The organism is Marinobacter sp. 1-3A (assembly GCF_016597775.1).
GTDB classification, from domain to species: domain Bacteria; phylum Pseudomonadota; class Gammaproteobacteria; order Pseudomonadales; family Oleiphilaceae; genus Marinobacter; species Marinobacter xiaoshiensis.
Window position 1 is genome coordinate 374,657 of the sequence record NZ_VCGZ01000003.1, and the last position, 16,520, is coordinate 391,176.

General features: G+C 55.1%; 17 protein-coding genes. 7 read left to right on the top strand and 10 right to left on the bottom strand.

The window, feature by feature from the left end:
- Window positions 1–9 precede the first annotated feature (9 nt).
- The 4 genes from rlmH to FE848_RS06895 form a co-directional block, all read right to left on the bottom strand.
- Window positions 10–480 (bottom strand): 23S rRNA (pseudouridine(1915)-N(3))-methyltransferase RlmH, encoded by a 471-nt coding sequence (gene rlmH / locus FE848_RS06880; protein WP_200202041.1) that lies wholly within the window; start codon window positions 478–480, stop codon window positions 10–12.
- A 2-nt stretch (window positions 481–482) separates the two neighbouring features.
- Window positions 483–833: a ribosome silencing factor gene (gene rsfS / locus FE848_RS06885; RefSeq protein WP_200202042.1), complete on the bottom strand. Its 351-nt coding sequence runs from the start codon at window positions 831–833 to the stop codon at window positions 483–485.
- A 70-nt stretch (window positions 834–903) separates the two neighbouring features.
- A complete protein-coding gene (gene nadD / locus FE848_RS06890; protein WP_200202043.1) occupies window positions 904–1,554 on the bottom strand; it encodes a nicotinate-nucleotide adenylyltransferase in 651 nt (216 codons plus the stop codon).
- A 5-nt stretch (window positions 1,555–1,559) separates the two neighbouring features.
- Window positions 1,560–2,816 (bottom strand): glutamate-5-semialdehyde dehydrogenase, encoded by a 1,257-nt coding sequence (locus FE848_RS06895; RefSeq protein WP_200202044.1) that lies wholly within the window; start codon window positions 2,814–2,816, stop codon window positions 1,560–1,562.
- A 134-nt stretch (window positions 2,817–2,950) separates the two neighbouring features.
- On the opposite strand from FE848_RS06895, the gene FE848_RS06900 reads away from it, so the two are divergent.
- Genes FE848_RS06900 through FE848_RS06910 form a run of 3 tightly spaced genes read left to right on the top strand, consistent with a single transcriptional unit; the run spans window position 2,951 to window position 6,410 of the window.
- Complete coding sequence (locus tag FE848_RS06900; protein WP_200202045.1) at window positions 2,951–3,967, top strand: GGDEF domain-containing protein; 1,017 nt, start codon at window positions 2,951–2,953, stop codon at window positions 3,965–3,967.
- The gene (locus FE848_RS06905; protein ID WP_200202046.1) at window positions 3,964–4,962 is read left to right on the top strand and encodes a GGDEF domain-containing protein; all 999 of its coding nucleotides are present in this window, start codon (window positions 3,964–3,966) and stop codon (window positions 4,960–4,962) included. The genes FE848_RS06900 and FE848_RS06905 overlap by 4 nt, the downstream gene beginning before the upstream one ends.
- Entirely contained in the window at window positions 4,959–6,410 is a 1,452-nt protein-coding gene (locus tag FE848_RS06910) for a bifunctional DedA family/phosphatase PAP2 family protein (RefSeq protein ID WP_200202047.1), read from the top strand. The genes FE848_RS06905 and FE848_RS06910 overlap by 4 nt, the downstream gene beginning before the upstream one ends.
- A 5-nt stretch (window positions 6,411–6,415) precedes the next feature.
- On the opposite strand, the gene FE848_RS06915 is transcribed toward FE848_RS06910, so the two are convergent.
- A complete protein-coding gene (locus FE848_RS06915; RefSeq protein ID WP_200202048.1) occupies window positions 6,416–6,994 on the bottom strand; it encodes an LON peptidase substrate-binding domain-containing protein in 579 nt (192 codons plus the stop codon).
- Entirely contained in the window at window positions 6,991–8,244 is a 1,254-nt protein-coding gene (locus FE848_RS06920) for an HDOD domain-containing protein (protein ID WP_200202049.1), read from the bottom strand. Before FE848_RS06920 ends, FE848_RS06915 begins: the two co-directional genes overlap by 4 nt.
- A gap of 169 nt (window positions 8,245–8,413) precedes the next feature.
- Here FE848_RS06920 and ilvD point away from each other — a divergent pair, with 169 nt between their 5' ends.
- Complete coding sequence (gene ilvD / locus FE848_RS06925; RefSeq protein WP_200202050.1) at window positions 8,414–10,249, top strand: dihydroxy-acid dehydratase; 1,836 nt, start codon at window positions 8,414–8,416, stop codon at window positions 10,247–10,249.
- An 83-nt stretch (window positions 10,250–10,332) separates the two neighbouring features.
- On the opposite strand, the gene FE848_RS06930 is transcribed toward ilvD, so the two are convergent.
- Entirely contained in the window at window positions 10,333–10,725 is a 393-nt protein-coding gene (locus FE848_RS06930; RefSeq protein WP_200202051.1) for a peptidoglycan-binding domain-containing protein, read from the bottom strand.
- A 123-nt stretch (window positions 10,726–10,848) separates the two neighbouring features.
- Window positions 10,849–11,928 (bottom strand): AI-2E family transporter, encoded by a 1,080-nt coding sequence (locus FE848_RS06935; protein ID WP_200202052.1) that lies wholly within the window; start codon window positions 11,926–11,928, stop codon window positions 10,849–10,851.
- A gap of 115 nt (window positions 11,929–12,043) precedes the next feature.
- Between FE848_RS06935 and FE848_RS06940 the strand changes: the two genes are divergently transcribed.
- Together FE848_RS06940 and FE848_RS06945 are read left to right on the top strand one after the other, a co-directional pair.
- Window positions 12,044–12,397, top strand: a complete 354-nt coding sequence (locus FE848_RS06940; RefSeq protein WP_200202053.1) for a hypothetical protein — start codon at window positions 12,044–12,046, stop codon at window positions 12,395–12,397.
- Between the two features lie 145 nt (window positions 12,398–12,542).
- Window positions 12,543–13,442 (top strand): haloalkane dehalogenase, encoded by a 900-nt coding sequence (locus tag FE848_RS06945; RefSeq protein ID WP_200202054.1) that lies wholly within the window; start codon window positions 12,543–12,545, stop codon window positions 13,440–13,442.
- Window positions 13,443–13,449: 7 nt separating this feature from the next.
- Here the strand turns inward: FE848_RS06945 and FE848_RS06950 are convergent, their stop codons facing one another.
- Complete coding sequence (locus FE848_RS06950; protein ID WP_200202055.1) at window positions 13,450–14,238, bottom strand: acyl-CoA thioesterase; 789 nt, start codon at window positions 14,236–14,238, stop codon at window positions 13,450–13,452.
- Window positions 14,239–14,434: 196 nt separating this feature from the next.
- Between FE848_RS06950 and FE848_RS06955 the strand changes: the two genes are divergently transcribed.
- Entirely contained in the window at window positions 14,435–15,967 is a 1,533-nt protein-coding gene (locus FE848_RS06955) for a DEAD/DEAH box helicase (protein ID WP_200202056.1), read from the top strand.
- On the opposite strand, the gene FE848_RS06960 is transcribed toward FE848_RS06955, so the two are convergent.
- Window positions 15,946–16,461 (bottom strand): dihydrofolate reductase, encoded by a 516-nt coding sequence (locus FE848_RS06960; RefSeq protein ID WP_200202057.1) that lies wholly within the window; start codon window positions 16,459–16,461, stop codon window positions 15,946–15,948. The two genes, FE848_RS06955 and FE848_RS06960, sit on opposite strands and share 22 nt — an antisense overlap.
- Window positions 16,462–16,520: the final 59 nt, after the last annotated feature.

Below are 16,520 nucleotides of genomic sequence, written 5' to 3' on the forward strand. Positions count from 1 at the left end.
GGATGTTTCCTAAGCCCGGTGGTACGGGTGGTTACGGGTAATCGACCAGGCTCTGTACAGCTGTTCTGCCAACAGAATCCGAACAAGAGGATGAGGTAAAGTGAGAGGGGACAGCGACCATTGCTGATCTGCGCGCTGACGGCAAGGCTCGGCCAAACCATCTGGCCCACCAACAAGAAAACTCAGATCCCTTCCGTCTTGCTGCCAGCTTTCCAACTGGCTGGCCAGCTTTTCCGTAGTCCAGGGGCGCCCTGTCACTTCCAGCGCGACCACCCTGTCCTTGGAACCGGTAGCGGCCAGAATTGCGTCGCTTTCGCGCTGCATCAACCGGGGAATATCAGGGTTTTTGCCACGATGAGGCATGGCAATTTCTACCAACTCAAGGGGCATTTCCGGAGGCATACGACGAGCATAGTCGTCGTAGCCCTTACTGACCCAGTCGGGCATTTTTTGCCCCACACAGATCAGGCGCAGCCGCATGATTACTCGCTGCCCTCAGCCTCGACATCCGGCGCGTCACGCCAGAAGCGCTCCAGATCATAAAATTCACGTGTGGCGGGGAGCATCAGGTGTACAACCACGTCCCCCATATCCACCAGAATCCAGTCGCTGCCGCCACCACCTTCCACACTGTTGACTCGAACGCCCTTCTCTTTGGCGTCAAGAACAACCGAATCCGCAAGGGATTTAACGTGGCGATTGGATGTTCCGGATGCCAGAACCATAAAATCGGTAACGCTGGTACGGTCCCGCACATCAACAACGCTGATGTCTTTTGCTTTCACGTCTTCAAGTGCATTCACTATCAGATCTTTGAGTTGCTCTGCCTGCATAATTACCCTGTAGTCCGGGTGCCGGCCGGAATGGCCACCCGAAAAGTCATTTTCGATCGCGATTGTAGCACTAAAAGTTCTTTGCGGGGCATGCCCCGTAAAGCCCCATACTCTGAATCTCCGCCAAGACTGCATCCGGAGCCAGATAACGGGGTGACAGGCCACGACCAATCCGGTCACGGATGCCGGTTGCTGAAATATCCAGCCAGGGCGGATTCAGGTTAAGAATCTTCCCGGAGGCACTGCTGTATAGATCTTCGGCGTTACCAACACTGCGCTCCTCCAGCAGCCTGGCAGGCTCACCTTTCGGATCCAACACTATGCCCGGGCGCTGCACAACAATAATGTGAGCCAACTCAGGAATTGCCCACCACTCATTCCAGCGATCAAGGCCGGCAAAGGCATCGGTACCTACAACCATGGCTAGCGGCACCTTGGCACCCAACTCTTTGCGAAGTTGGCGCAAGGTATCCGCCGTGAAGGAAGCGCCTCCCCGGCGCAGTTCGCGATCGTCAACGCTTAAGCGCGGCTCCCCGGCAATCGCCAACTCAAGCAGGCGCAGCCTTTGCTCGGCTGTTGCGCCAGTATCACCCTTATGCGGTGGAATATGGCAGGGCATCAAACTTACAGGCACGCCTCGAAGCCGCTCGCCAACCTCCAGCGCAAGGCGCAAATGCCCATGATGTATCGGATCGAAGGTTCCGCCATAAATTACATGCATCTGCATCAGGCCCGAATGTGCCCATCGCCGAACACCACGTATTTTTGCGAGGTCAAACCTTCAAGCCCAACCGGCCCACGGGCGTGTATCTTGTCGGTGGAGATGCCAATCTCAGCGCCAAGGCCATACTCAAAGCCATCCGCAAAACGGGTGGAGGCATTGACCATCACCGAGCTTGAATCCACCTCGGTGATAAAACGCCGGGCACGGGTGTAGTTCTCTGTAATGATACTGTCAGTATGCTGAGAGCTGTAACGGTTGATATGCGCAATGGCACCATCCAACCCATCCACCACACGAATGGCCAGAACGGGCGCAAGATATTCCTCTTCCCAGTCTGCCTCTGTGGCCGCGTTTATATCCGGAAGGATTTCACGGGTCTGCTGGCATCCTCGCAGCTCCACACCCTTTTCAATAAAAGCAGAGCTCAACAGCGGCAGCATATCGGCAGCAATTTCTGTGTCCACCAGCAGGGTTTCCATTGTGTTGCATGTGCCGTAGCGGTGCGTTTTCGCATTAATTGCCACATTCAAAGCTTTTTCTGGGTCAGCATGGCTGTCGATATACACATGGCAAACGCCATCAAGATGCTTGATAACGGGCACCCGCGCGTCCCGGCTGATGCGTTCAATCAGGCCTTTACCGCCCCTGGGCACAATCACATCCACATAGTCCGGCATGGTAATCAGCTCACCAACCGCCGCTCGATCTGTCGTTTTGACAACCTGAACAGCTGTTTCCGGCAAGCCGGCATCTGCAAGCCCCCGGGCCAAACACAAGGCAATGGCCTGGTTGGAATGGATAGATTCGGAACCACCGCGCAAAATCGTGGCGTTGCCAGACTTCAAGCATAAGCTGGCAGCCTCAACCGTCACATTAGGCCGGGATTCGTAGATAATGCCGATAACACCCAAGGGCACACGCATCTTGCCCACTTGAATGCCGGATGGGCGATAGGTCATGTCGGTAATTGCACCAATGGGGTCAGGCAAGGAAGCAACCTGCCGCAGACCTTCAATCATGGCATCAACCCGTGCTGGCGTAAGTTCAAGCCTGTCCAGCATGGCAGCATCCAGACCACTCTCTTTCCCGGAGACAAGATCACGAGCATTTGCCTCAGCCAGCTCACTGCGCGCCGCATGCAGCGCGTCAGCGGTTGCCAGGAGCGCCCGGTTTCGCACTTCGGTGGTAGACCGGGCAACGAGTGTCGCCGCTGCCCGGGCTTGCTGCCCGACTTCGGTCATATAAGCTGCAATATCCATCCCTTTACCTTATGTATTTTTTGCCAGAATTCAGTAATTAGAGCCTAACTTTACCTTTCCCGTTTCAAGTACGCACCCCAAACAGATATTATACCGTTGCGGTACAACGGGAACCCCGAAAAAGGACGAATACCATGGCCCAGACGGCCGATAAGTTTTTGCTGAACCGGTTATCACGCGCCAGCCTCGCCGTTTTTGTGGCCATTGCTGTTTTGTGCGCCTTACTGGGCGAGCCGCTTACCGCGGCAAGCGCCGCAGCTGCGGCCGGCGTTATCATCAGCGGGCGCAGCTTTCACCCTGGCCGAGGCACCCCCCCATGGCCAATGCTTCAAAGGCTGTTTTTTGTAGCTCTTATACTCCTGTTGATGACCAGCTTCTGGACAGGTCCTTGGGCTCTCAGCCACTGGCTCTACGGGCTGCCGCTGGTTGTATTTGCCCTTATGCCCCGCGGCATCGCGGCTATCATAACCTTGGTAATAGTGGTACTTGCGGTGATAGCCGCCCATTGGGCAGAAGGCATAGCTGACCGACATCAGATGATCAGCGCACTCCTGCTTACGGTACTCCTTTCTGCCGTGTTGATATTCCTGCGAGAGTATAAAACTCGCCAACTGGCGCCTCTGAGGCGCACCGATGAGCTAACTCAAGCCGCCAGCCGGGAATATCTGTCTGCCGATCTGCATAAAGAAATTCAGCGAAGCGAGCGCGAGGGCACAGACATGTCGGTCATTCTGATCGGCCTAGACGCCCATACCAGCGACAACGACCCTGACGAAGACATTCGTTCGATTCTTCCAAGAATTGGCCGCTTTCTGCACTCTCAACTACGGGATTTCGATACCTACTACCGGGCAGCAGACCTGCAGTTTCTGGTGATATTGCCGGGCATAGCCACTCAAGAGGCCATCCTCAGGGCGGAATCAATCCGCAAAGGCCTGGGAAAACTGCTGGAAACCCACGGTATGAACCTGACAGTCAGTACCGGTATCGCCGGGCTGAACATTGGCGACAATGCCGACAGCCTGCAGCAGAGCGCCGCGAACGCTCTACGCCGCGCACAGCAACAAGGCGGCAACCGGACTCAGGCATACAGCACATGGTCACCAGCCACACCCCCAACCCAGCCCCGTGCGGAGGGATCTGCGCCATGACAGAAACCCGGCTGAGAACCTGGACTCACAGCATTGGCTATGGCACTGCCACTCTGTTTATATTTACTCTGGCACTGCAAAACCTTCGATACGGTTTTTACGAGCTCTTCTACCTAGCTGCCGGCATGGCTGCCCTTACCCTTGGCGGACTGGCTTACACGCTCCTGAGTCGCCGGCGCCAACTCTCGGCACCGGGCCACCTGATTATTCTTGCAACTCTGAACAGCGGTCTTCTGGCAGCCATGTTTGTCATCGGCAGCACCAGCATTACCCACTGGGCCATGCCACTGTTGCTGCTCAACCTGTTGATATTGCCCCTTCGCCACGCGCTGATGCTTTCTCTGCTTCTGCTGATACCCATGTCTATCCTGCTACTTGTAAAACAGCCGGCAGCGGATGCAATCACCGCCGTCAGCGGCTTGCTCATCGTACTGACGGTTGCTGCACTCTATATATGGCAGTACGACCACATGGCTCAATCTGCCGAGGATCTTGCCATTACTGACCCGGTTACTGGCGCTCACAATGCCCGCTTTCTTGACGAAACCCTGCAAAAAGAAATAAGCCGGGCCATTGCTACCGGCCATAACCTGTCTGTGATAAACCTCACCATTGATCATGCCGATGAGGCCACTCAACTCTATGGGGAGCCAGGCATGCAAGCGCTGTTTTGCAACATGACCCAGCACCTTTTCGGCGTAATCCGCGCTGGCGACACGCTCTACACACTGAATGATTCCGAATTTTTCCTGATTTTGCCTTTCACGCCGGAAGAAGGTGTGCGCGTTATTGCGGAACGTATCCGGCGCACAATCTCTGAAAATGAGTGGCCGGTGACAGGCAAAGCCACAGTGAGCCTGGGCTGCACCACCCGGGGGAGCAGCGACACCCGCACCGATACACTCCGCAAACGTGCCCATCAGGCAATGCTTGAAGCCCGTAAGCGCGGGGCTGACACGGCATGGTTCAGCCCGGGAGAGACGCTCCGTACATGAGCAGCGCCTGGCTTTCGGACCTGACTGCGTGGCTTAGCGCCAACCCCGGCTGGCTATCTTTGGCCCTGTTCAGCACCGCATTTATAGAATCCCTGGCGATCGCCGGCATTCTGGTGCCCGGCGTTGCCTTCCTGTTCACCATCTCGGTTATGGCAGCCCAGATAGACATGCCTCTTATGACCGTGCTGGCCTGGGCCTGGTTAGGTGCGGTCAGCGGCGACACTGTAAGTTTTGCAATTGGCAGGTTATTTCAGGGGCGTCTGGCAAGTGTATGGCCACTAAGCCGCTACCCGGAACACATCAGAAAAGCCGAAATCTTCTTTCATTTACATGGCGGGAAAAGCGTTATTATCGGGCGTTTTGTTGGGCCCTTGCGCCCCATAATACCCCTCGTTGCGGGTGCTCTATTGATGCCTTGGCGCCGTTTTCTGGCTTTCAACATCGGATCAGCCATTGGCTGGGCGCCGGCCTATATTTTGCCGGGCTATCTTGTGGGTGGCGCACTGGCCAGTGAACTACAGCCGCCAGCGCATGTTTATTTGGTGACAGGCATTAGCCTGGCAACGCTGGCAGCCATCTACCTGGTTATCTTCCGTTTTCAGCTGGGCCTTGGCGACAATAGCCGCCTTTACTTGTGGCTTCAGAGAAAGATGGCACAGTATGAAACAACCCACCGTTTCTGGCGTCTCTATTCCAATGAGCGCCCGGCCAAAGAAAGCGAATTCCCTCTGGCCTCACTGATGCTTGCATTTGGTGCATTTGCCCTGTTTATCCTCTGGAGCCAACTGGCAACCATGACCGACGTGATCAAACCGTTCGATCAATTGGCGATGCTGTGGTTCAGTGAATTGCGCCAACCTTTGCTGGATGCACCCGCCATTGCAGCCACACTCCTGGGAGACCCTCCCGTTCTTATCGCTGCAGCCCTGCTGGCATGCCTTGCATTAGCCTTCAGGGGCCACTATGCAGCCGCTGTGCATATATTTTCAGCAGCAATTCTGACGATTTTTCTGGTTTGGGGGCTGAAACACGCCATTGGTTCCGTGCGCCCGGATCAGGTTATGAACCCGCCATCATCAGGCGCCTTTCCCAGCGGCCATACCACGGGCATCACGGTGCTTGTCACTATGCTGGCCAGCTTTATAGCGGCAGAAACACACACCCGGAAACGCTGGCAAACCTACATACTGTTTTCACTGCCACTGATCCCTGTCGCCATTAGCCGGCTCTACCTGGGTGTACACTGGTTCAGCGATATTGTCGGGGGGCTGTTACTCGGGTTGGCGATCACTGGCGCAACAAGAGCCAGCTTCAGCCGATTTGACCGGGTGCCTATTTCTCTGGATGTATTCAGCGTATCGGCAGCACTAGCCTGGTTGTCGTTTTGCGGGAGCTACATATGGCTCATGTGGTCTGAAGCCATACACCATTACACGCCGGCTCTTTGACGCCTTCAGCCCTCGTCAAGAGCATCCAGCAACTCCTGCAGACGGGCGAGTCGCGCCAATGGATCCTGCATTTCCAAAAGCTGCTGCTTGTCCTGTTTATCCAAAGGCAGCAGCTCCGTCAATCGCCAACTAACATCGCGGGCATCCTCATAATCGACACTCATCCCCAACTCTTCAATCACGGGGTGTCGAAACAAAGCGCGCAGTACAGATGGCAACTCGTGGAATACAGTGGGTATATCTGCCCGGGACTCGGCAGGCAAAAACTCCATCTCACCCAGGTGCAGCCCATCATCCTGTTGCCAGAAATCCGTGATGGACACCTTTGAATCGCCTTCAACGGTGATTCCCAGCAACCCGTTGTCCAGCTTTTTGAAATCGACAATGCGCACATAGGTGCCTGTTTCATAGAAGGATGCCGTGCGGCCGGCTTCATTGCCATTGCGCAGCAGGCTGATAACAAAGCCTTTATCCTCTTTCATGCAACGGCTCAGCATATCAATGTATCGAGGCTCGAACAGTTGCAAGGGGATTCTTCCACCAGGCAAGACAACGGAATTGAGAGGGAAAACCGGTGCCTTCATCGAATCGACAACAACTGTTGGACTTCATCAACCCGGGCTCGCGCCTCGGTGAGAAGTTCCAGACTGCGGGATGCATTCAGTTCAAGGTTGCCCAGCCTGCGATAGGCCGGCACTTCGTCAAATGCGGGCAAACCTTCATTCTGGCTTGATCCGATCATGGCGTGCAGTTGCGCCACAATGACAACATCAACCAACTGCGGCTCGGCCTCGCGGCTCTCGTAGGCCCAGTCTTCTGCATGACGCACAGCCTCTACGAAGGCCGGCGGAAATGACCAGCTTCCCAGCACGGCAGTACCCACGTCAGCCCGCAGCTCACTGATGGCATTCTTCAGATTGGTATCGTCCGCAAACAGATTTACGTGATGTTCTGCCTGGACCAGAACGGGCACCACACCTATATCGTGAAGCAAGCCCGCCAGTAGCGCCTCTTCCGGATTCAATCGGGTTGCGTGATCCGCCAAAACCCAGCAAAGCGCTGCCACCTCACGGGAATGTCGCCAGAGCTTTTCCATTTCCTTTTGCAATGACGGGTGCCGGCTTTTGAACACTTCCCGCATGGAAAACACGGTCACCAGCTGGCGTGTTGTCCGCATACCCAGGCGAACCACCGTCTCACGCACGTTGCGCACATCGCTAAAACCACGATAAAGAGGGCTGTTACAGGCTCGCACCAATTTGGCCGCCATGGCCGGATCAGCTGACACTGCAGTGGCCACCTCATCCGCTGTGGAGTCATCCCGGTCTACCAGACGCCGCACCTTCCAGGCCACATCGGGAACGCTAGGCAGTTTAAGCTGGTTAGAGCGAAGCTCTGCGTAAAACTCCATCAAAAGATGGTGCTCCTCACTCTCACCACCATGACTCTCGCCAGAATCCATCTCTACCTGAGCCACAGGCGCAGAACGCAACAACTGGTTGAGCACATCCTGCTCCACCACAAGAAACTCACAAGGTTTAACCGCGGTCACGTCGTACATTCTTGGTTGCAGCCTGGCGATGGGGTTCAACGCCTGATCGGTTTCAGCTTCAATAACCGATTTGCGTCCATCCACAGACTCCAGTTCAACTTTTCCGGTTACCAGAAAATAATCAAGGCCATCGCGCACACCACGCTCCAGCACTCGCTGGCCAGGACCATGAGTCCTGCGCTCAGCACGACTGGCCAACACCACCAACTGATCGTCTGTTAGCCGGTTCAGCGGCTGAAATTCCTTCAGGCGGCGCAGCGGCAGGCTTTCCTGGCTAGCCATAGATAATCTCCTAAGTTGACTAAAAGCGGGGCAACAGCGTTTTATAACATCTGTTAGCGATTGTAACCATGACGCCGCAAAACAGCCATGCGCCTGTAGTCTAATCTGGTATCCTTTGTATCTGCATCTGCAATCACCACTTTTTCATACAAAGAGAGATCAGAACACCATGCCTCAGTATCGTTCGCGGACTTCCACCGCAGGCCGCAACATGGCCGGCGCCCGCGCCCTCTGGCGCGCCACCGGCATGAAAGATGATGATTTCGGCAAGCCGATTATTGCCGTTGTTAACTCCTTCACCCAATTTGTGCCCGGACACGTACACCTCAAGGATCTGGGGCAACTCGTATGCCGCGAAATTGAGGCTGCGGGTGGCGTTGCCAAAGAATTCAACACCATCGCGGTGGATGACGGCATCGCCATGGGCCACGACGGCATGCTTTACTCCCTGCCCTCCCGGGAGATCATTGCCGATTCGGTTGAATACATGGTGAATGCCCACTGCGCCGACGCAATGGTGTGCATCTCCAATTGCGACAAAATCACCCCGGGCATGATCATGGCAGCCATGCGCCTGAATATCCCGGCCATTTTCGTATCTGGCGGTCCGATGGAAGCCGGCAAAACCAAGCTATCTGAACACAAGCTGGACCTGGTGGACGCAATGGTGATTGCCGCCGACCCGACAGCCGACGATGAAAAGGTTGCAGAGTACGAGCGCTCCGCTTGCCCCACGTGCGGCTCCTGTTCCGGTATGTTTACCGCCAACTCCATGAACTGCCTGGCCGAAGCCATTGGCCTGGCACTGCCAGGCAACGGCTCTATGCTGGCAACCCACGCCGACCGTGAACAGCTGTTCCTGAAAGCCGGCCGCCAGATTGTGGAGAATACCAAGCGTTATTACGAACAGGACGACGCAAGCGTTCTGCCTCGCAGCATCGCCTCCATGGCCGCATTCGAAAACGCCATGGTCATGGATATCGCCATGGGAGGGTCTACTAACACGATTCTGCATTTGCTGGCAGCGGCTCAGGAAGGCGGGGTTCCGTTTACTCTTAACGAGATTGACCAGCTTTCCCGCAAGGTTCCGCAGCTGTGCAAAGTGGCACCCAACTCACCTAAATACCACATGGAAGACGTGCACCGTGCAGGTGGCATTATGGGGATTCTTGGCGAGCTGGAGCGCGGCGGCCTGATCAACACCGATCTACCAACCGTACACAGCAAAACCATGAAAGAAGCCCTCGAAACCTGGGACATCATGCGCTCCCCGACCCCCGAGGTTGTTGAGTTCTATAAAGCAGGGCCGGCCGGAATTCCTACCCAGACTGCCTTTAGCCAAAGCACACGCTGGCCCAGCCTGGATGGCGACCGTGAAGCCGGCTGCATCCGCTCCGTTGAACACGCCTACAGTGCGGAGGGCGGCTTGGCCGTTCTGTATGGCAACATTGCCGTTGACGGTTGTGTCGTGAAAACCGCTGGCGTGGATGAAAGCATTTTTGTCTTCGAAGGCAAGGCGAAAGTGTTCGAAAGCCAGGACGCTGCGGTGGCAGGTATTCTGGGAGACCAGGTCAAAGCCGGTGATGTCGTCATTATTCGCTACGAAGGCCCCAAGGGCGGCCCGGGCATGCAGGAAATGCTCTACCCCACAAGCTACCTGAAATCCAAAGGGCTGGGTAAGGACTGTGCACTGCTCACCGACGGGCGTTTCTCCGGTGGCACCTCCGGGCTTTCCATCGGGCATGCATCACCCGAAGCTGCTGCAGGTGGCGCGATAGGGCTTATCGAAGACGGCGATACCATCCTGATCGATATTCCGGCGCGATCCATCAATGTGCAGCTGGACCAGCAGGAACTGGACCGTCGTCGCGAAGCCCGCGATGCCAAAGGCTGGAAACCTGAACAACCCCGCGACCGCGCTGTATCCGCAGCTCTGAAAGCCTACGCACTGTTAGCAACCAGCGCTGACAAAGGTGCCGTAAGAGATCTGGAAAAGCTCGGCTGATCCCAAGCCTTACACATAAAAGCCCGCGCAGAACTTGCTGTCTGCGCGGGCTTTTATGTTTTGATGTGCTTGCTGTGACAGCCTTAGAACAGTGACCAGCCGCCATCTTCCTCTTCTTCAATAACTTCCTCTTCAACCGGCTCCGGGTTGCTTGGCGCTGCTGCCTTGGCTTTTGCCGGCGTCGACACGGTCGTATTAGCGGCAACATTAACGCTGATCATTCCCAGCGCTTTTTTTGTTGCCTCATCCAGAATGCCGGTAGCCTGAAGCCCATTTTCCTTCTGAAAGCGAGACAGTTCAGACCGGGTGTTGGTATCCATTCCAGGGTCTACATTAGTAATATTGTACCCAGCGCCGTGAAGGGCGTTCTTGAGCGCAACCGTTTCATCAGCGAACGCGGCGGGCGCGAAACCCAGCATAACGGTTGTACCAACTGCAACGACAAAGCGGCCCACTCGGGTAGTCGTGTATTTCATGATACTCACCTGCTTTACTCCTGATACCTTAACGATATCCGTTTCTTTCTTGTTATGTGGTGCCAATCTCCACAGGCTGAGGCGAACGGATAAAAGCCTAACATACTTTTGTCTCATGTCGCCTTAACCGACCTCGTCCCCTGTGGTTTCGACCCGTTGGGCCTCCTCACTGAACTCGCGAATAAATATTCCCCAAAATGCCATGAACAAGGCTGCAACCAAAGGCCCCATAACAAAGCCGTTAATGCCAAACATGGCCAAGCCACCCAGTGTGGACAGCAGCACAATATAATCCGGTAGCTTTGTATCCCGACCCACCATAATCGGACGTAAAACGTTATCCGCAAGTCCTATCACGACCACACCGAATATCGTAAGCACCACGGCGTGAACGATGTCACCCACAGCAGCAAGGTAAATTGCCGCAGGCACCCACACCAAAGCGGCGCCTACTGCTGGCAGTAGTGAAAAGATGGCCATGACCACACCCCACAACAAGGCGCCACTAATGCCAAGAATCCAGAAAATAATGCCGCCGAGCGCACCCTGAATAATAGCAATCAACAGGTTGCCTTTAACCGTCGCCCGCGTGACTTCAGCAAACTTGGCAAACAGCAACCGCTCACGCTCATCGCCCAGAGGAAGTGCACGTATCATCAGCTCTATCAGCTTGCTCCCATCACGGAGCAGAAAGAACGACAAGTACATCATCAGAGCCAACCCGAGGAAAAACTGAAAGGTATTCTGGCCAATACCCAGCGCTTGCTTTGCAAGAAACTGGCTACCACCCACGAACAGACTAACCACCCGGTCCCGGATTTCGCTGAAGTTGACATCAAACTGCGCAAGGAAAGTCTGTATGCCCGGGAAAGATTTGCTCACCTGATCAATATATTCGCCAGGCTTGATATTGCCGTCCTGAATTTGTTGATAAATCCCCAGCCCTTCACTCACCAGAGAAGTCACCAGCAACAATACCGGTATAACCACGATCAGCATGCACACCGTCAGGGTTATCAACGCATTTATATTTGGCCTGTCACCAAGCCGCCGCACCAGAAAGACCTGAAACGGATGAAAGATCAACGCAATGGCGATTGCCCAGAATATGGGCCCGACAAAAGGCTTCATGAGCAACACGAAGGCAAGTGTTACACCGACCAACATGGCAAGAAAAGTTCGTGTCTCAAGTTTTGCGTACATAATTCCGTTTTATCCCTTGCAGATTCAGTCGAATAATAGCCTAACATGACCTCATGGCCACCGGAGCATGCTTCAGGGTATAGTGGACTGTTGTTGATCAACTATTAAACAGGTCATGGTGTTGGAACTGGAAACCTTTACCACGGAAACGGCTCTGGACGCCGCAGCAGAACTGCGCCGGGTGCTCGCTGCCAGAACGCATCGCAGAAAAGTGCTGGGCCAGGAAGTCATAGTGCCGGGGCAACTGGGCGAAGCTCTTCAACTGCCGCGCATTATCAACCGCCTTCAGAGCAAGCAACAACGGTTCCGGGACCAGGGGCTGGATGATTTCCAGGAACTCTGGCCAACGCTTTCTGCAGCAACCCGTAAAAAAGTGCTCAACGCCATCGGCTGGTATGACCCCAAAAACCTCAGTTGGGAAGACAAGCGCTCCAATCGCCGCCCTGTAGTGGCCCCGGACAACTCCTGATTCAAAGCCACAACGCACTGTTACGCAACTCAAACACAGCAACTTGTGAACTGACTTATCCTAGTGATTGAAGATTGTTGAACAGGCTCTGGATTAGCAAAGCCGGCAACGATCACGCAACCAATCAGTCAGGACAGTCGATGGCATGCGTATTCTGAGAACCGATGAGAGCCGTTTCGCAGGTCTTCCGGATTACCCGTTCACCCCCAATTATATGGATGTAGAGCCCGGCCTCCGCATGCATTACGTTGACGAAGGCCCAACTGGCGCCTCGCCTGTTCTGATGCTCCACGGAGAGCCATCCTGGTCATACCTGTACCGCCACATGATCCCTATTGTCGCGGCTGAAGGCCACCGGGTGCTGGCACCAGATCTGATAGGCTTCGGAAAATCCGACAAGCCGGCATCTGTTGACGACTACAGCTACGATCGCCATCTGGCATGGCTCACCCACTGGATGGAAGCTCTGGATCTCCAGAATATCACCCTGGTTTGCCAAAATTGGGGTTCACTTCTGGGCCTGCGCCTTGCTGCTGCACTACCAAACCGGTTCCAGCGCATCATTGTGGGTAATGGCATGTTGCCGACCGGAGAAACCCGCGCGCCCGCAGCGTTCAGCGTATGGAAAGCCTTTGCCACCCACAGCCCCTGGTTTCCCATTGGCCGAATTGTACAATTGGGCACCGAACGAACCTTGAACAAACACGAGTTAGCAGCCTACGAAGCACCCTTCCCTTCAGCAGAATATAAAGCAGGGGCGCGAGCATTCCCGAAACTGGTACCTTTATCGCCCGGGGATCCGGCAAGCAGCGCCAATAAGGCCGCGTGGAAAGTGCTGGAAAAATGGCGGAAGCCATTCATCACCTGTTTCAGCAGTGGCGACCCCATCACCCGAGGCGGAGACCGCTACATGCAGCGCCGCATCCCCGGCGCACTGGGGCAGCCTCACATTACCCTGAGCGGCGGACACTACCTGCAGGAAGACTCGCCCGAAGATTTTGCACGAATGATAATTGATGCATTAAAGGCGGAATTGGCGGCCTGAGCTACCATTAACCAAAAACAGCCACCGTTTGGCGGCTCAGTGCCAACAATTCGCCACGAGGTGTCCATATCCGGGCTTCGCAATGGCAATAGCCATCTCCTGACTGATCAATCGTCGCCTTGTACAAAAGCCAGTCGTCGGCTTTCAGAGCCGGCCGGGGATGGATAATATCCAATGCCCAGGATAGAGAACTAGCTGGTACGGCCGATTTAAAATGCTGGAGAATCGCCGGGGGCCAGGCATCAACCAGGGCGACAATATGAGCGTCTGTAAGCTCTGCAGGCTCCTCCCGAAAGCGCATCCACCCTCCCATTTCTCGCCCGCCCACACCACTGAACGGCATGCCTCCGTATGCCCAGCGCATCTCTATGTGACTTATAAAACCTGGGGTTACGCCTTCGATGAAAGGCAGTTCCTGACAGCCTTCAACCGGCTTCGCGTCCGGAGCGGATTCCCCCTCAAGCTGCACAATCGATTCCCGGTCGCCTGCAAAAGCACCAATGCACACCACACGAGGTTCTCCGTTCTGAATAATTCGCCCTTCTACCTGAATAACCGCTCTTCCCTCACGTAGTATTTGGATATCGAAAACGGCTGGTACCTCTGCCTCTACCGGCCCGACAAAAGATACGCTCATGGACCTCATTGGCCGGCCATCTACCACCGCATGCTCCATGCGATCAAAAACCAGGGCAGCCACCAGACCACCAAACGTTGCGCGCCCTTGGGTCCAGGTTGCAGGCATTACCAGTTCTTTGCCGGCACGGCCAGCAGCAATCAGTTCATCAAAGGTCATAGCGCTTCCCTGTTAGCAACCTATCAGTCAAAATGAAAGCCTGCACAAAACGCGAAAACAATGCAATGGCAGTGCCCCGGCAACTACCTACAGAGCGTGATGGATTTCACGTATTAAATCAGACTAAAAGCGGTTATAATATCGCCACATATGCATTGCCCGGCAATGCTTTACCTTCCGAATACCGAGTAAATCAATGTCTGAATTGTCCTTTGCCGAACTGGGGCTTGATCCAGCCGTACTTGAAGCTGTATCTGCTATTGGCTACGAAACCCCAACGCCCATCCAGGCCCAGTGCATCCCTGCACTGCTCGCTGGCAAACATCTACTGGGCGTTGCCCAGACCGGCACGGGTAAAACCGCCGCCTTCGCATTACCGCTGCTAAGCCGGGTTGATGCATCTGTAACTGAACCTCAAATTCTGGTTCTGGCCCCTACCCGGGAGCTGGCTATCCAGGTGGCGGAGGCTTTTACCTCTTACGCTGCAAAATTTCGCAATTTCCACGTACTGCCAATTTACGGCGGCCAGGACTTTTATCCTCAGATCAAGGGTCTCAAGCGTGGTGCGCAGGTTATTGTCGGCACACCAGGCCGTATGCTCGACCACCTGCGCAAAGGTACCCTGCGTCTGGAGAACCTGAAGGCACTGGTACTGGATGAAGCCGACGAAATGCTGCGCATGGGCTTCATTGATGACGTGGAAGCCATTCTGGCCAAAACACCAGCCAACTGTCAGCGTGCACTGTTCTCAGCCACCATGCCTCCGCAGATCAAAAAGGTTGCTCAAACCTACTTGCGCGATGCTGTGGAAGTAAAAATCGAGAGCGAAACCCGCACAGTTGAGCGTATTTCCCAGTATTTCCTGCCGGTTTATGCAGAGCGAAAGCTCGACGCTCTGACCCGCATTCTGGAAGTGGAGCCAACCGAAGGTGCCATTATCTTTGTACGCACCAAGGCTGAAACCACACTGCTGGCCGAGAAGCTCAGTGCCCGCGGGCATGCAGTGGCACCCCTGAACGGCGATCTGAACCAACGTCAGCGCGAGCAGACTGTTGAAGATCTGAAGCGTGGCAAGAAAGATATTATCGTTGCAACGGACGTTGCCGCTCGTGGCCTGGACGTGCCCAGAATCACTCACGTTATAAACTATGATGTGCCCTATGACACCGAAGCCTACATCCACCGGGTGGGTCGTACCGGCCGCGCCGGTCGCGTAGGCAAGGCTATTCTTCTGGTCACTCCACGTGAGCGGAGCTGGTTGCGCACACTTGAGCGCGCCACCAACTCGCCTATGATGGCTTATGAACTGCCCTCGCCGGTTGAACTGAAGAAAATGCGCGAAGAGCAGTTTGAAACCCAGCTATTGGGCTATGCTGAAGACAAAAAGCTCGCCAAGTCCATGGCACTGCTGGATGAGATCGCTGAGCGCAACGAGATGGATATTGCCATGGTTGCGGGTGCTTTGGCGTGCTGGATGGAGGCAATGCAGCCTGGTTTGCTACCCTTGGAACAACCAGAAGCGCTGCCGGTAGTGTCTGCTTCTGCACCTGCTCGCCGTGATCGCAAAGGTGGCGGTGGTCGCCCGGGTGAATTCCGCAAGGGACCACCTAAAGGTGGTTACAAAGGACGCGGTGGCCCTGGCGGTGCCGGCGCTCGTGGCAAGCCACCCGGTAAAGGCGGCAAGCCTGCAGGTAAGCGGCCTCCCCGTCAGTCTGACGCCAAGCGCTGATAGACGACGAAGCTGTAGTCGTAAGGATTGTTATCGGACGCGGAGAAATCCTCCCGTCCGATTTCTTCCCACTCATCCCAGTTCACTTCCGGGAAGTACGCATCGCCATCCACCTCGGCGTGCACCTGAGTAATATAAATGCGGTCTACCATGGGTAGCGCTTCCGCATAGATTTGCCCTCCCCCGATCACCATTACCTCATCGACACCGTCCAACTCTGCTTGTGCTTCGGCTTTTATCAGCGCGTCATTCAGTGATTTTGAGCTTACCGTTCCTACGGGTGCTTCCCAATCTGGATTGCGGGAGATGACGACGTTCATCCGGCCCGGCAGTGGTCTGCCAATGGAATCCCAGGTTTTGCGCCCCATTATGATGGGCTTGCCCATGGTGGCCTGTTTGAAGTACTTGAGATCACCCGGCAGATACCATGGCAGATTGTTGTTCCGGCCAATAACGCGGTTTCGGGACATGGCAACAATCAAAGCTTTTCGCATTTCTTTTCCTCTCGAATTCGTACACCTACATTTGGACCGGGCGAGCGGGAAGGGCATTC

Bases quoted from the DNA above. Each gene is read 5' to 3' on its own strand.
- ilvD (WP_200202050.1), top strand. From the start codon at position 8,414: ATGCCTCAGTATCGTTCGCGGACTTCCACCGCAGGCCGCAACATGGCC.
- FE848_RS06905 (WP_200202046.1), top strand. From the start codon at position 3,964: ATGACAGAAACCCGGCTGAGAACCTGGACTCACAGCATTGGCTATGGC.
- FE848_RS06920 (WP_200202049.1), bottom strand. From the start codon at position 8,244: ATGGCTAGCCAGGAAAGCCTGCCGCTGCGCCGCCTGAAGGAATTTCAG.
- FE848_RS06960 (WP_200202057.1), bottom strand. From the start codon at position 16,461: ATGCGAAAAGCTTTGATTGTTGCCATGTCCCGAAACCGCGTTATTGGC.
- FE848_RS06915 (WP_200202048.1), bottom strand. From the start codon at position 6,994: ATGAAGGCACCGGTTTTCCCTCTCAATTCCGTTGTCTTGCCTGGTGGA.
- FE848_RS06950 (WP_200202055.1), bottom strand. From the start codon at position 14,238: ATGACCTTTGATGAACTGATTGCTGCTGGCCGTGCCGGCAAAGAACTG.
- FE848_RS06940 (WP_200202053.1), top strand. From the start codon at position 12,044: ATGGTGTTGGAACTGGAAACCTTTACCACGGAAACGGCTCTGGACGCC.
- FE848_RS06955 (WP_200202056.1), top strand. From the start codon at position 14,435: ATGTCTGAATTGTCCTTTGCCGAACTGGGGCTTGATCCAGCCGTACTT.
- rsfS (WP_200202042.1), bottom strand. From the start codon at position 833: ATGCAGGCAGAGCAACTCAAAGATCTGATAGTGAATGCACTTGAAGAC.
- FE848_RS06895 (WP_200202044.1), bottom strand. From the start codon at position 2,816: ATGGATATTGCAGCTTATATGACCGAAGTCGGGCAGCAAGCCCGGGCA.
- FE848_RS06930 (WP_200202051.1), bottom strand. From the start codon at position 10,725: ATGAAATACACGACTACCCGAGTGGGCCGCTTTGTCGTTGCAGTTGGT.
- FE848_RS06900 (WP_200202045.1), top strand. From the start codon at position 2,951: ATGGCCCAGACGGCCGATAAGTTTTTGCTGAACCGGTTATCACGCGCC.
- FE848_RS06945 (WP_200202054.1), top strand. From the start codon at position 12,543: ATGCGTATTCTGAGAACCGATGAGAGCCGTTTCGCAGGTCTTCCGGAT.
- FE848_RS06935 (WP_200202052.1), bottom strand. From the start codon at position 11,928: ATGTACGCAAAACTTGAGACACGAACTTTTCTTGCCATGTTGGTCGGT.
- rlmH (WP_200202041.1), bottom strand. From the start codon at position 480: ATGCGGCTGCGCCTGATCTGTGTGGGGCAAAAAATGCCCGACTGGGTC.
- FE848_RS06910 (WP_200202047.1), top strand. From the start codon at position 4,959: ATGAGCAGCGCCTGGCTTTCGGACCTGACTGCGTGGCTTAGCGCCAAC.
- nadD (WP_200202043.1), bottom strand. From the start codon at position 1,554: ATGCATGTAATTTATGGCGGAACCTTCGATCCGATACATCATGGGCAT.